Consider the following 13,649-nt stretch of genomic DNA (forward strand, 5'->3'; position numbering starts at 1 on the left):
GTTCGTGATCGTGAGTTCGCCAGCGCCGTTCCGATCGACCGCCTACGCTTTTCACCGTGACCATGTGGCCCGAACTTGCGCGCGAGATCGCCGATAGCGTCCTATTCCCCGTTGCCGACAGCGTTGACGCGGACGGTGAAATCCCGAGTAGCCATTTCGACGCCCTGGCAGCGGAGGGTTTTTACGGACTCGCAGCCCTCGGTGCCGACGGTCCGTCCGCTGCAGAGTTGGTGGAGGTCGTCGAAACACTGTGCGGTGGTTGCCTCGCTACGGCATTCACGTGGATGCAGCATCATGGCGTCGTGGGGGCGTTGGCCTCGACGTCCAACGATGCACTGCGCAAGCAGTACTGGGACTCACTCATCACCGGATCCCTCCAGGGTGGAGTTGCTTACGCCGGCGCGATTCCCAACCCGCCGCTCCTCTGGGCTCGTCGCGTCGACAACGGATACGTCCTCGACGGCACGGCGCCCTTCGTGACCGGCTGGGGAATCGTCGACATCCTGCTTGTATCGGCCAGAGACGAGTTCGACAATTCCATAGTCCACGCGGTCGTCCCGGCGACCCTCGCACCGGGCCTTACGGTCGAGGTGCTTCCACTGATCGCTGCCCGCGGAAGCAACACCGCGCGTATAGTTTTCGACGGTTTCGAGATTCCGGACACCGACATCGCGGCGGTAGTCGACGATGAACAGTTCCAGAGCACGCAGTTGACCGGTCTGTGGTTCAACGGAGCCATGGCGATGGGGGTTGCCCGTCGCGCGATCACCGAACTCCACGACCTCGGCGTCGATGTCGACACTTTCACCGAGCAGGCTGCCGCCACCCGCCGCCACCTCGATCTGGCGCTGGCGGACCGCGCCGACATGTCTGCTGCCCGCGCCGCCGCGTCGGAACTCGCAGTTCGCGTGGCGGCCGCCCTGGTCACCGCCACCGGCAGCCGGTCCCTGGTGGGTAGCAACACGGCCGAACGGTTGATGCGTGAAGCGACATTTACGCTGGTGGCCGCAACCCGCCCCACGATCAAGACATCTCTGGTCGAGCGTCTTGTCGGTGGGTAGGTGCACTATGGACAGGTGACTGAAGTCCTCGAAAGGTTCTCGCCCGCGACACGAGAATGGTTCGACGGTGCCTTCACCGCCCCCACCGACGCGCAACTGGGCGCCTGGGAATCCATTGCCAGTGGCGCGCACACACTTGTTGTCGCCCCCACCGGTTCCGGCAAGACACTGTCCGCATTTCTGTGGGCACTCGATCAGCTGGCCGGTCACGACGGCAGTGACCGCACCACCAAAGTCCTCTACATTTCGCCGCTCAAGGCCCTCGGTGTCGACGTCGAACGTAACCTCCGGGCTCCGTTGGTCGGCATCACTCAAACAGCCAAACGGCTCGGTCTCACGCCGCCGGAAATCACTGTCGGTGTTCGCTCGGGCGATACTTCTCCCGCTGATCGACGCTCACTGATCAAGCGGCCACCGGACATCCTGATCACGACCCCGGAATCCCTGTTCCTGATGTTGACGTCGGCTGCGCGAGAAACCTTGGTCGGCGTCGACACCGTCATCGTCGACGAGGTCCATGCCGTCGCCGGTACCAAACGCGGTTCACACCTCGCTCTCTCCCTCGAACGCCTCGACGCCCTACTCGAGCGGCCGGCGCAGCGAATCGGCTTGTCCGCCACCGTGCGTCCCCACGAGGAAGTCGGACGGTTCCTCTCCGGCTCCGCCCCCATCCGCATCGTGGCGCCTCCGGCCGCCAAGACTTTTGATCTCACGGTCCGAGTACCCGTCGAGGATATGACCGAACTGGGTATCGCCGCTCCGTCCGACGGTTCCGAATCCCCCACTCCCCAAGCAGGTTCCATCTGGCCGCATGTCGAGGAGCAGATCGTCGACCTCGTGCTGGAGCACCGTTCGTGCATCGTGTTCGCCAATTCACGAAGGCTCGCCGAGCGGTTGACGGCGCGTCTCAACGAGATTCATGCCGAACGCACCGGCGTATCCGTCGACAAGATGCCGCGTCCACCATCACAGATCGGCACTCCTACCGAGGTTAACTTCGGCGCCGAGCCGTTGCTTGCTCGTGCCCATCACGGTTCCGTCAGCAAAGATCAGCGCGCCCTCATCGAAGACGACCTCAAGTCCGGCCGATTGCGCTGCGTCGTCGCGACCAGCAGCCTCGAACTCGGAATCGACATGGGTGCTGTTGATCTCGTCATTCAAGTGGAAGCTCCGCCGTCGGTTGCCAGCGGACTGCAACGCGTCGGTCGCGCCGGTCACCAGGTCGGCGAGATCTCACGCGGCGTGGTGTTCCCGAAACATCGCACCGATCTCATCCACTGCGCCGTCACCGTCGAGCGCATGGTCGAAGGCAAGATCGAAGCCCTTGCGGTCCCGGCCAATCCGCTCGACATACTCGCCCAGCAGACAGTTGCCGCGACGGCGCTCGAACCCATCGACGTCGACGACTGGTTCGACATGGTCCGCCGAAGCGGTTCGTTTGCAACACTTCCCCGCTCCGCCTACGAGTCAACGCTCGATCTGCTGGCCGGCCGCTATCCGTCGGACGAGTTCGCCGAACTACGCCCACGCCTGGTCTGGGATCGCGAAGCCAACACCCTCACGGGGCGGCCCGGCGCCCAGCGTCTAGCCGTCACCTCGGGCGGCGCCATCCCCGACCGCGGTCTCTTCACCGTCTACATGTTGGGAGGCAGAGACTCTGGGCATTCCGCAGGCTCCACGCCGTCCTCCCGTGTCGGCGAACTCGACGAAGAAATGGTCTACGAATCCCGCGTCGGAGACGTCTTCGCGTTGGGCGCTACCAGTTGGCGGATCGAAGAAATCACCTTCGATCGTGTCCTCGTCAGTCCCGCCTACGGCATGCCGGGACGTCTCCCGTTCTGGCACGGTGACGGTTTGGGGCGCCCGGCAGAACTCGGCCAGGCCTTGGGACAGTTCATCCGCGAAACCGCACTGGGCAACGAGGCCGATGTCCTCGAACGCTGCCGCGTCGGCGGTCTGGACCACAACGCCACCACCAACCTGATCCAACTGGTCAACGAACAGAAAAACGCGACCGGCCAGGTGCCGTCGGATCGCACCCTGGTGGTCGAGCGGTTCCGCGACGAACTCGGCGACTGGCGCCTGGTTCTCCACTCTCCCTACGGCCAACGGGTCCACGCCCCTTGGGCACTGGCTATCGGTGCGAGGTTGCAGGAGCGGTACGGCGTCGACTCCAGTCCCACGGCGTCCGACGACGGCATCATCATCCGACTACCTGATACCGAGAACGAACCTCCCGGCGCAGAACTGTTTGCATTCGATGTCGACGACATCGAGGATCTGGTGACGCAGGAAGTAGGCGGCTCCGCACTTTTTGCCTCCAGATTTCGTGAATGTGCCGCTCGCGCACTACTTCTCCCCCGCCGAAATCCCGGTAAACGCGCACCCCTGTGGCAGCAGCGCCAACGCAGCGCACAACTCCTCGACGTGGCCCGCAAATTCCCCACGTTCCCGATCCTGCTCGAGACGGTGCGTGAATGCCTCCAGGACGTGTACGACCTTCCGGCCCTCAAAGAACTCTTCGGCAAGATCGCGAAGCGGCAGATCCGGATCGTCGACGTCGAGACGGCGTCACCGTCACCTTTCGCCAGCGCATTGTTGTTCAACTACGTCGGCGCGTTCATGTACGAGGGCGACAGCCCCCTCGCCGAAAGGCGTGCTGCCGCACTTTCTCTCGACTCGACCTTGCTGGCCGAACTCCTCGGCCGCGTCGAACTCCGTGAACTACTCGACGGCGCCGTCATCGAGGTGGCCGAACGTGAGCTCCAAAGGCTCGTTCCGGAGCGGCAGGCAAAAGATCTCGAAGGAGTTGCCGATCTCCTGCGGATGCTCGGTCCACTGACCACCGAAGAAGTTGCTGCCCGCAGCCTCGAAGATCCCGTAGCCTGGCTCGAGAAGTTGGTCGCAGACAAACGCGCCCTTCAGGTTTCATTTTCCGGGCAGCATTGGTGGACTGCGATCGAGGATGCCGCTCGCCTGCGCGACGGACTCGGCGTGCCACTTCCCATCGGAGTACCCGCCGCGTTCATCGAACCTGCAGATCAACCGCTCGAAGACCTCCTGAGCCGATATGCCCGCACCCACGGTCCTTTCACACTCGCCGACGCGTCCGCAAGATTCGGCGTCGGCGTGTCCGTGGCACGCGATGTCCTCGGGCGATTGGCCCTGGAGAAGCGAGTGTTGGAAGGCGAGTTCCGACCTGGCTCCGTCGGCAGCGAATGGTGTGACGCCGAAGTTCTGCGGCGGTTGCGTCGTCGCTCCCTCGCAGCCGCCCGCCAAGAGGTCGAGCCGGTCAGTACCGCAACGTTGGGCCGCTTCCTGCCCAGCTGGCAGCATGTCGGTGGAACCCTCCGCGGCATCGACGGCGTCGCAACCGTGATCGATCAGCTTGCCGGCGTTCCCATTCCGGCGTCGGCACTCGAATCCTTGATCTTGCCCAGCCGTATCACCGACTACTCGCCGGCCATGCTCGACGAACTGACTTCGACGGGCGAGGTGTTGTGGTCAGGGTCGGGAGCCATCTCGAGCAAGGACGGATGGATAGTTCTGCACCCGGCGGATCTTGCTCCCGTCACCCTCAATCCGCCGGCTGATACCGATGTCTCGGACTTGCAGCAACAGGTCCTCGACCTCCTCGCCGGCGGTGGCGCGTACTTCTTCCGACATATTGCCGACGCCCTCGAAGCGACCGACGACGGCGCCCTCACCACGGCACTCTGGGAGTTGGTGTGGCTCGGACACATCGGCAACGACACGGTCGCCCCGCTCCGCGCATTGCTGTCCGACACCACCCGAACCACCACCAGCCACCGGATCCCCCGACGCGTTCCCCGCGCTCGCCCGTATCGCGGAATGATGCGTCCTGCCGTGCCCGCTCGTACCGGACCCGCCATCGCTGCGGGGCGCTGGTTCGTGTTGCCACCCGCAGAACCCGACCCCACCGTCCGCGCCCACGCCACTGCAGATCTCCTTCTCGAACGCTACGGCGTGGTGACTCGCGGCAGCGTGGTCAGCGAGAACGTCCCCGGGGGGTTCGCGCTGATCTACAAGGTGCTCAGCACTTTCGAGGACAACGGCCGAGCCCGACGCGGATATTTTGTCGACACTTTGGGCGGGGCCCAGTTCTCGACGCCCGCCGTCGTTGATCGGTTGCGGACGTTCGGAGATTCCATCGAAGGGCGCCACACTTCCTCTGCGACGGTCACTCTCGCTGCCTGCGATCCCGCCAACCCGTACGGCGCAGCACTGCCCTGGCCTGGGTCCAACGGTGAAGAATCACCGGGTCACCGGCCAGGCCGCAAAGCCGGCGCTCTGGTCGTGCTCGTAGAAGGCGAATTGACGCTCTTTATCGAGCGCGGTGGCCGAACCATCCTTACCTTCACCGATGACAGCGGCGTACTCCGCACGGCAGCAACATCTCTGGCACAGATGGTCAAACATCGTGCGGTCGAGAAACTGGTGGTCGAAAAGGTAGACGGAGCAACGATTCACGGCAACGATTTTGCGCCGATTCTGGTGGAAGCGGGTTTTGCCGCAACGCCTCGCGGATACCGGCTGAGGTCTTGAAGATGCTGGGGTCCTGAAGATGGTGAGATCCTGATGCCCGAAGGCGATACCGTCTGGCAGACGGCACAGGCACTGCGCGCGGCACTCGAAGGAAAGATCCTGACAGCCTGCGACGTTCGAGTCCCTCGATACGCCACAGTCGACCTGACGGGCACACACGTCGACTCCGTCGTCAGCCGAGGCAAGCACCTGATGATTCGGGTCGACGACGCGTCCATCCACACACATCTCAAGATGGAAGGTGCGTGGCAGATCTACCGCCCCGGCGAGCGGTGGCGTCGCCCCGCACATCAAGCAAGGATCATCCTTGCCACTGAAGATGCCGTCGCAGTGGGTTTTTCGCTTGGAATCACCGAGATTATCGACCGGAGCCAGGAAGATTCCGTGATCGGGCACCTCGGACCGGATCTGCTGGGACCGAACTGGAACCCCACCCAGGCACGGGCCAATCTAGACGCCGTCGGCATACAACCGATCGGAACAGCACTACTCGATCAACGTGTCCTCGCCGGTCTCGGCAATATCTATCGGAACGAAATCTGTTTCCTCCGTGGACTTCATCCTCGGACACCGACGACGGATGTTCCGGACCTCGACGCTGTGGTCGATCTTTCGTTCCGCATCATCAATGCCAACAAGGACCGTCGAATTCGGGTTACCACGGGCGATACCCGCCGCGGACGAGAAACGTGGGTGTACGGCCGCGCCGGAAAACCCTGCCGGCGGTGCGGAACTCGCATCCTCGACGACCTACTCGGACCCGATCAACTCACCGAGCGACAGATCTTCTTCTGCCCGTCGTGCCAACCGACTACGCGTGATTGGCCCTCGTGAGCAAGCGGACGCAGTGCGCGACAAAGCGTTCGCGGTCGATGTCGATACTGCCGTCGAGGTAACCGATGAACAGTGTGAACAGCGCACCCACCAATCCGACGGCAACCAGTTGCTTGTCCACCGGATCACTGATTTCGGAAAGTTGGGCGTACACCAGATCCACGAAGGCCGGCATCGACTGGATTCCGCGTCCATTGAGAACCGGCTCGGAAAGCGGTGCGATCAACAGCACTCGGCCCATCGCCGGATCGTCGACCATCAACTTCACAAACGCGTCCACCGCCGCCGTTGCCACTGCTTCGGTACCGGACTCTGTGGCCACGGCTGTCGCCAGCGCCGACTGCGCGCGCTCCGCGACAAAGGAGTGAACCGACACAACATACTCATCCCGGTCGGTGAAACTCTCGTAGAAGTACCGCTCCGTGAGCCCGGCTGCTTTGCACACCGCTCGCACGTTGACGGCTGATCCGTCGACCGCTCCGAGAAGCGTCACGCCCACGTCGAACAGCGTTGCCTTTCGTATTGCACGCCGTTCTTCGATACCCACGCTTGCCCCGATTCCTTGACTACTGGTGTTGCTGATCCTAATCTGACAACATGCGTAGTCAAACAGGTGACGGTGCCGCGCCCACACCGCTGGGTCCCGATTCCCTGACGTGGAAGTACTTCGGCGACTGGCGGGGAATGCTGCAGGGCCCGTGGGCAGGCTCGATGCAGAACATGCATCCGGGCCTCGGCGCCGGCGTCGAAGAACATTCGAAATTCTTCGACGAGCGCTGGGAGCGACTGTACCGCTCGCTCTACCCCATCGCCGGAGTTGTGTTCGACGGTGATCGCGCCGAGGAAACCGCACTTCAGGTACGGGGTTACCACACCAACATCAAAGGCGTCGACAAGTTCGGGCGCCGGTACCACGCACTCGATCCCGACACCTTCTACTGGGCGCACGCCACGTTCTTCATGGGCACCATCGTCACGGCCGAGAACTTTTCGGGCGGTCTTACCGACGCCCAGAAGCAACAACTCTTCACCGAGCATATCCAGTGGTATCGCCTCTACGGCATGAGCATGCGACCAGTCCCCGAAACCTGGGAAGCCTTCCAGGAGTATTGGGATCACATGTGCCGCAACATACTCGAAGACAACAAGGCCACCCGCGACGTCCTCGACCTGTCTGCCCTGGGCAAGCCGCCGTTCATGACGTGGCTACCCGACCCGATCTGGCGCGTCGTCCGTATCCCCATCGCCCGAGGATTCATCTGGCTGACCGTCGGGATGTACGACCAATCCGTACGTGATCTTCTCGGCTACTCCTGGAGCGCCCGCGACGCGAAGATCCACAGGATCGTCGGGAAAGCCGTCAATGCGGCTTTCCGTCTTGTCCCCTGGCGTTACCACTATCAACCCCGCGCCCGCGCCGGCTGGGATCGTGCACACGGTAAGACACCCGCCGACGCTCCCCTGGTTCACACTCCCGCCCGCAATCTGCCGCCTCTCGATCAACGTGATAACCCGATGCACTACAGCCCGCGCGTCTGATCTGCCATGCTCGACGGATGGATTGGGATTTCCGGACTCTACTGAATCGTCCGATCACCTCGCGAGGTGAACCGCTCGGGCAAGAACGCGTCGCTGCCCGGACCACCGCATACATCTACGGAAACATCCTGGCGCTTGCTGCCCTGATTCCGGTGATGCGATCCGAAGAATCGCTCGGAGTTGCCATTGTCATCGGCACAGCGCTCTCGACGTACATTGCCCACACCTTTGCCGAGGGGGTGGGCGAAAGTATTCGCAATGATCGACAACTATCCGGTCGCGAGAGGCTAGACGCCCTCCGCGATTCCGTACCGATTCTCACGTCAGCCGTCGTTCCGGTCGTAATCCTGGGCACAGCCTGGATCAATCTCTTCGAGCCCCGGACGGCTCAATTGATCGCCGAACTCGTACTTGTCCTGCGCATCGGATCGACCAGCTACGTGATCAGTCGTCTCCACGGCGAAAAGGTGAGCACCGAAACCCATATCGCGGCCTTCGGACTCGCCGCAGTCGCCACAATTATCGTGGCCCTCAAACTTGTCCTGACCCACTAGTGGAAAACAATCCTGTCGCCCCGATCCGATATACATAACGCAGACAAACGCCGCATTATCGGGTCAGGAGTTCCACGAGATGAATACCCCCCAACCGCCATATCCGTGGAATTCCGACCCCGTGCACCCCCAACCCGTTCCGCCATCGCCTGGCAACGGCCCACCGCCTGGTTACCCACCACCGGGCTATCCGCCACAGGGCGGCTACCCACCTGTACCGCCACCACGAACACCGCTCTGGTTGTGGATACTCCTCGCTGCCGGTGTTCTCGCAGTCGTGGTCGTAGTTGCGCTCGTCTGGATCCGCCCGCTGATATTCGACAGAACTTCAGATACGTCCGCAGCCGCGACGTCCTCGGCCAGAGTTACCTCGCAGTCTCAGGCACCTCGCACCACCACCGCCGCTCCGGGTGCCGGCGAGACCCTCCCGCGCAACGCATCCCCGTGCAGTTCGGTCTTCCCCAACAGTGAATACCCGAATTCCGCCGTCGGCAGCACAGTAACGTCGTGTGAATTCGCCGAAGCGGTGCGCTCCCAATACGTGAATCAGAGCCAGCGCGGTACGACGGTCACGATCAGTGCCGTCAGCCCCGTCACCAATACCCGCTATTCCATGAGTTGCAGCGGCACCAAGGTAGTCACCTGCACCGGCGGCAACAACGCGGTCGTGTATGTCTACTGATTCCAGGCTGGTCCTCGGCCTTGTAGTGGTGGCAGCGGCAGCACTATCGGCCTGCACTATTCCCACCGATGCCGACGTTCCGAAGAACGAGACCGTCACCGACAGCGTTGCTGTTCCTGCGGAAGTAACACCGGCAGTGCCAGTTCCACTCGACGGTGCCGGGCCGCTCGCAGGCTTTGCTGCCCTGAGCAAGACACTCGACGGCACGGTGGGAATCACCCTCGTTCCGGTGGGCGGCGGTCAGTCCCTCACCGCCGGAGACTGGCGCAGTGGTGTTGCGTGGTCGACCATCAAAGTCCCCTTGTCTATCGCAGCTCTCGGAGAAGCCGGCAAGACCGGTACCGTCGACGGAAAGCAACTCACCGCGATCAGTCGAGCAATCACCATGTCGGACAACGAATCAGCCGAAGTCCTGTGGTCCGAACTCGGAGACCCCGCCAGCGCAGCAGCGAAGGTCGAATCGGTCCTCGCCACGTCGGGCGATGTCTCGACGACTGTCGAATCACAAGTTCTCCGAACCGAATTCAGCGCTTTCGGGCAAACGCAGTGGTCGCTCAACGATCAAGCGCAATTCGCAGCGACCTTGCCCTGTCGCACCGACGCCGCCGAGGTGCTGGACTTCATGGGTGACGTCAGCCCCGATCAACTCTGGGGCCTGGGAGTGATCCCGAAAGCCCGCTTCAAGGGCGGTTGGGGTCCGGACCAGGACGGCGGGTACCTGGTCCGTCAATTCGGGATCATCACCAGCGGCACAGGCCAACTCGCTGTGGCGATCGCTGCAAAGCCCAACTCCGGAACCTTTTCCGACGGTACGGCGATGCTCGACGACATCGGCACCTGGATCGGCACTCGGGCACAAGAATTACCGATCGGTGGCACGTGCGCACCCAGCTAGGGTTGTCATCGTGCGCTCCACCCGCCGTCCATGGTGTACGACGCACCGGTCACCATGGCTGCATCGACCGAAGCCAGCCAACCGACCAGTGAGGCCACCTCCGACGGCTCCACCATCCGCTTGATCGCACTCTCCGTCAGCATCACCTTCTCGACCACATCGGATTCGCTGATGCCGTGAACCTTTGCCTGGTCAGCGATTTGACTCTGCACGAGTGGCGTCAACACATATCCCGGGTTGACGCAGTTACTGGTAACACCGTGCGAAGCACCTTCGAGAGCAACGACTTTCGACAAACCTTCGAGCCCGTGTTTTGCGGCGACATAGGCACTCTTGAATGGGGACGCCCGCAGGCCGTGCACGGAGGAAATGTTGAGGATGCGCCCGAAACCGTTGCGGTACATGTATGGCAGGGCCGCACGGATAAGAAGGAACGGCGCTTCGACCATGAGTCGCTGAATCCTCCGGAAGTCTTCGACATCGAAGTCTTCGACCGGACTGACCCGTTGAATACCGGCACTGTTGACCAGGATGTCGGCCTCCAACGCAAGAGTCGTGAGTTGATCCGTATCGAGGAGATCGACTGCCCAAGCATTGCCGTCGATTTCGTCGGCCAGCGATTTCGCCGCGACATCATCGACATCTGCAACTGTGACGTGGACACCTCGGGCGGCAAGCATTCGGGCGCACGCCTCACCGATCCCGCTTGCACCACCGGTAACCAATGCCGACTTCCCCGCGAGCGTCATGCGGGAACACCGGCTCGCTCGTTCGCCAGCACCAGCGCATCTGCCTCGTCGACGGATTCAAGCGAAATGCCTTTGGTCTCACGGGCAAAGAAGACCGCGACGATGGTGATCAGTGAGGCAAACAGCAAGTACACGGCAATGGGAACCGAGGAATCGAACTTGCGGAGAAGCGCCGTGGCGATAATCGGCGCCAGCGATCCTGCCACGATCGACGTCACCTGATATCCCAAAGACACTCCGGAGTAACGCATCCGGGTCGGGAACATCTCGGCCATGATCGCAGGTTGGCCGGCATACATGAACGCGTGAAACACAAGGCCGATGATGATCGCCGAGAGAATGACCGCGTTGTGTCCGCTGTTCATCATCGGGAAGGCGAAGAAGCCCCAGGTTCCGGCGGTGACGGCACCGATCATGTAGACCGGGCGGCGACCGATGGTGTCGGACAGCTTGCCTACCAAAGGAATTACCGCGAAGTGCACGGCGTGAGCAATGAGCATCCACCACAGAATATGCGAGGTGTCGGCATGCACTACCAGCTTGAGGTAGGTGATCGAAAACGTCACGACGAGGTAGTACATGACATTCTCGGCAAAGCGAAGACCCATCGCGGTCAGAACGCCGCGGGGGTAACGCCTCACTACCTCGAAGACACTGTACGACGTCGCCTTGACCAGCTCTGCTTCCTTTTGCGCGGCAAGGAAAATGGGAGCATCTGTCACTTTGGTGCGAATGTAATATCCGACCAGAACGATCACTGCCGAAAGCCAGAAAGCAACGCGCCAACCCCAACTCATGAACGACTCGTCCGACAGGGTCGACGTCAGAATCAGCAGAACCACGGTCGCGACGAGATTGCCCATCGGAACGCCCGCTTGCGGCCAGGACGACCAGAATCCTCGCGACCGGTTCGGACTGTGCTCTGCAACAAGGAGTACCGCTCCGCCCCACTCACCACCCACTGCAAATCCCTGGATAAATCGGAGCGTCACGAGGAGCGCCGGCGCCCAATACCCGATCTGTCCATAGGTGGGCAGGCAACCCATCAGGAAAGTTGCCGCGCCGACGAGCAGGAGACTGAACTGTAACAGCTGCTTTCGGCCGAACCTGTCCCCGAAGTACCCGAAGACGATGCCGCCCAACGGACGAGCCGCGAATCCGACAGCGTACGTGATGAAAGCCGCGATGACCGCGTCGAACTCATTGCCGCCGCCCGGGAAGAACACCTTGCTGAACACCAAGGTCGCAGCGGTGCCGTACAGAAAGAACTCGTACCACTCGACGACGGTCCCCGCCATCGATGCGCCGACAACCTTCTTCAACCCCGATGGTGGGGCTTCGGCTTCGGGCTTCGGCCTGTTGTCGACGCTCATCGTGGACTCCCTCGTCATAGTTCGCAGCGATTCTCAAATGTGACCGCTCGCACACTTTCCTCTGGCTTGATGAGTATTGATGCAGATCGGTTTCACAACAATGACAAAAACCGCAGCCTTCAACTGCAAAGATGCAGATATGAATCCCGGACCGAATCCCGACGACCTTTTGGTTCTCCTCGCCGTAGGCCGCACGGGGCGTTTCAACACTGCGGCCGACGACCTCGGGCTCAACCACACCACCATCTCGAGGCGCATCGCCGGCCTCGAGAAAAGCCTGGGTGGACGAGTGCTCGTCCGTGCGTCCGGCGGATGGGAACTGACCGACCTGGGCAGACAGGCACTGATGGCGGCGGAGCGGATCGAGGCAGCCGTCAACGACTTGGCACTGGACCCCAACGGACAGCACCTCCTCGACGGCGTTGTCCGAGTATCCGCAACCGACGGATTCAGCGCGTACATTGCCGCACCGGCTGGTGCAACAGTTCGCAAACGGCATCCACGAGTGAGCGTGGAGATCGTCGTCGCCACACGAAAAGCCTCGCAGATCCGCTCCGGACTCGATATCGAAGTGGTTGTCGGCAAGCCCCACGTCCACCGCGCCGAAGCTATTCACTTGGCCGACTACGCATTGGGGCTGTATGCGTCTCGCGAATACCTTTGTCAACATACGGTTCCAGCGAGCCCGGCCGACCTTGCCGATCATTCCCTCGTGTACTTCATCGACTCGATGTTGCAGGTCGATGAACTCGACCTTGCTCGCAAGCTCACCGTCTCGATGAGGGAAGCGGTCACGTCCACCAACGTATTCGTTCACATCGAGGCCACGCGTGCGGGAGCCGGAATCGGGCTTCTTCCGTGCTTCATGGCCGATCGGCATGAGGACCTTGTCCGCGTCCTACCGGCCGACATCGAGGTGCGTTTGGCCTACTGGCTGGTTGCCCGCCCAGAATCACTACGACGCCGTGAAGTCGCAGCCGTAGTCTCAGCAATTCGGGAGACTGTGGACCTGAAGCGAATACAACTACTCGGCCACAATCCCGGAACTGAGGCCGAAGATACTCAATTTCAGAACGGTGGTGGATCATCCCCGTAATCCACCGGCCTCCTCGGACGAACCACATACTGACGTCCCGACACCCTCGCCCGCACCCGCATCAACCGCTGCAACAACCGAGTCCGCCTCCGAACCTCCAGCCGCCGCTCCCGCCGCGCCAACTTCAGGGCCCGAACATCCATCACAGCACGCCGCCGCCGGCGTTCACCCCGAACCCGGGCAGCCTTGTTCTCGAGTTTGGTCCGCCGCCGCGGCCCACCCTCCGGTGGGATCGGTTCAGTTGATCCCGCCAGCAATCCCGCCGCCCGAGTCCGGTAACAATGCCCCGTCGGAGAAACC

The 13,649-nt window shown here is 62.1% G+C and carries 11 protein-coding genes; 8 read left to right on the top strand and 3 right to left on the bottom strand.

Annotated elements, in window-relative coordinates:
• The first annotated feature begins 56 nt into the window (after window positions 1-56).
• Genes MTX36_RS09380 through MTX36_RS09390 form a run of 3 tightly spaced genes read left to right on the top strand, consistent with a single transcriptional unit; the run spans window position 57 to window position 6,461 of the window.
• Complete coding sequence (locus MTX36_RS09380) at window positions 57-1,061, top strand: acyl-CoA dehydrogenase family protein (protein ID WP_243619437.1); 1,005 nt, start codon at window positions 57-59, stop codon at window positions 1,059-1,061.
• 15 nt (window positions 1,062-1,076) lie between these two features.
• Window positions 1,077-5,627, top strand: a complete 4,551-nt coding sequence (locus MTX36_RS09385; protein WP_243619438.1) for an ATP-dependent helicase — start codon at window positions 1,077-1,079, stop codon at window positions 5,625-5,627.
• 33 nt (window positions 5,628-5,660) lie between these two features.
• Window positions 5,661-6,461, top strand: a complete 801-nt coding sequence (locus MTX36_RS09390; protein ID WP_243619439.1) for a DNA-formamidopyrimidine glycosylase family protein — start codon at window positions 5,661-5,663, stop codon at window positions 6,459-6,461.
• Here MTX36_RS09390 and MTX36_RS09395 read toward each other — a convergent pair.
• The gene (locus MTX36_RS09395) at window positions 6,439-7,008 is read right to left on the bottom strand and encodes a TetR/AcrR family transcriptional regulator (RefSeq protein ID WP_243619440.1); all 570 of its coding nucleotides are present in this window, start codon (window positions 7,006-7,008) and stop codon (window positions 6,439-6,441) included. The two genes, MTX36_RS09390 and MTX36_RS09395, sit on opposite strands and share 23 nt — an antisense overlap.
• Window positions 7,009-7,058: 50 nt before the next feature.
• Between MTX36_RS09395 and MTX36_RS09400 the strand changes: the two genes are divergently transcribed.
• The 4 genes from MTX36_RS09400 (at window position 7,059) to MTX36_RS09415 (ending at window position 10,131) form a co-directional block, all read left to right on the top strand.
• Window positions 7,059-8,000 (top strand): oxygenase MpaB family protein, encoded by a 942-nt coding sequence (locus MTX36_RS09400; protein ID WP_243619441.1) that lies wholly within the window; start codon window positions 7,059-7,061, stop codon window positions 7,998-8,000.
• 17 nt (window positions 8,001-8,017) lie between these two features.
• Window positions 8,018-8,554 (top strand): hypothetical protein, encoded by a 537-nt coding sequence (locus MTX36_RS09405; protein WP_243619442.1) that lies wholly within the window; start codon window positions 8,018-8,020, stop codon window positions 8,552-8,554.
• A gap of 79 nt (window positions 8,555-8,633) precedes the next feature.
• Window positions 8,634-9,236 (top strand): serine/threonine protein kinase, encoded by a 603-nt coding sequence (locus MTX36_RS09410; protein ID WP_243619443.1) that lies wholly within the window; start codon window positions 8,634-8,636, stop codon window positions 9,234-9,236.
• A complete protein-coding gene (locus MTX36_RS09415) occupies window positions 9,226-10,131 on the top strand; it encodes a hypothetical protein (RefSeq protein ID WP_243619444.1) in 906 nt (301 codons plus the stop codon). The genes MTX36_RS09410 and MTX36_RS09415 overlap by 11 nt, the downstream gene beginning before the upstream one ends.
• Window positions 10,132-10,136: 5 nt before the next feature.
• Here MTX36_RS09415 and MTX36_RS09420 read toward each other — a convergent pair whose 3' ends face one another.
• Window positions 10,137-10,880 carry a 3-hydroxybutyrate dehydrogenase gene (locus MTX36_RS09420; protein ID WP_243619445.1) on the bottom strand — a complete coding sequence of 248 codons (744 nt, stop codon included), beginning with the start codon at window positions 10,878-10,880 and terminating at the stop codon, window positions 10,137-10,139.
• Window positions 10,877-12,253, bottom strand: coding sequence for an MFS transporter (locus MTX36_RS09425; protein ID WP_243619446.1), 1,377 nt, complete (start codon window positions 12,251-12,253; stop codon window positions 10,877-10,879). The genes MTX36_RS09420 and MTX36_RS09425 overlap by 4 nt, the downstream gene beginning before the upstream one ends.
• Before the next feature lie 139 nt (window positions 12,254-12,392).
• Between MTX36_RS09425 and MTX36_RS09430 the strand changes: the two genes are divergently transcribed.
• A complete protein-coding gene (locus MTX36_RS09430; protein WP_243619447.1) occupies window positions 12,393-13,349 on the top strand; it encodes a LysR family transcriptional regulator in 957 nt (318 codons plus the stop codon).
• Window positions 13,350-13,649 lie beyond the last annotated feature (300 nt).

The organism is Rhodococcus sp. ARC_M6, assembly GCF_022810305.1.
In the GTDB taxonomy this organism is placed as follows: Bacteria; Actinomycetota; Actinomycetes; order Mycobacteriales; family Mycobacteriaceae; genus Rhodococcus_F.

What these genes read in the sequence shown, in the direction of transcription:
- MTX36_RS09410 (WP_243619443.1), top strand. Translation starts at nt 8,634, where the DNA reads ATGAATACCCCCCAACCGCCATATCCGTGGAATTCCGACCCCGTGCAC.
- MTX36_RS09415 (WP_243619444.1), top strand. Translation starts at nt 9,226, where the DNA reads ATGTCTACTGATTCCAGGCTGGTCCTCGGCCTTGTAGTGGTGGCAGCG.
- MTX36_RS09430 (WP_243619447.1), top strand. Translation starts at nt 12,393, where the DNA reads ATGAATCCCGGACCGAATCCCGACGACCTTTTGGTTCTCCTCGCCGTA.
- MTX36_RS09425 (WP_243619446.1), bottom strand. Translation starts at nt 12,253, where the DNA reads ATGAGCGTCGACAACAGGCCGAAGCCCGAAGCCGAAGCCCCACCATCG.
- MTX36_RS09400 (WP_243619441.1), top strand. Translation starts at nt 7,059, where the DNA reads ATGCGTAGTCAAACAGGTGACGGTGCCGCGCCCACACCGCTGGGTCCC.
- MTX36_RS09420 (WP_243619445.1), bottom strand. Translation starts at nt 10,880, where the DNA reads ATGACGCTCGCGGGGAAGTCGGCATTGGTTACCGGTGGTGCAAGCGGG.
- MTX36_RS09390 (WP_243619439.1), top strand. Translation starts at nt 5,661, where the DNA reads ATGCCCGAAGGCGATACCGTCTGGCAGACGGCACAGGCACTGCGCGCG.
- MTX36_RS09405 (WP_243619442.1), top strand. Translation starts at nt 8,018, where the DNA reads ATGGATTGGGATTTCCGGACTCTACTGAATCGTCCGATCACCTCGCGA.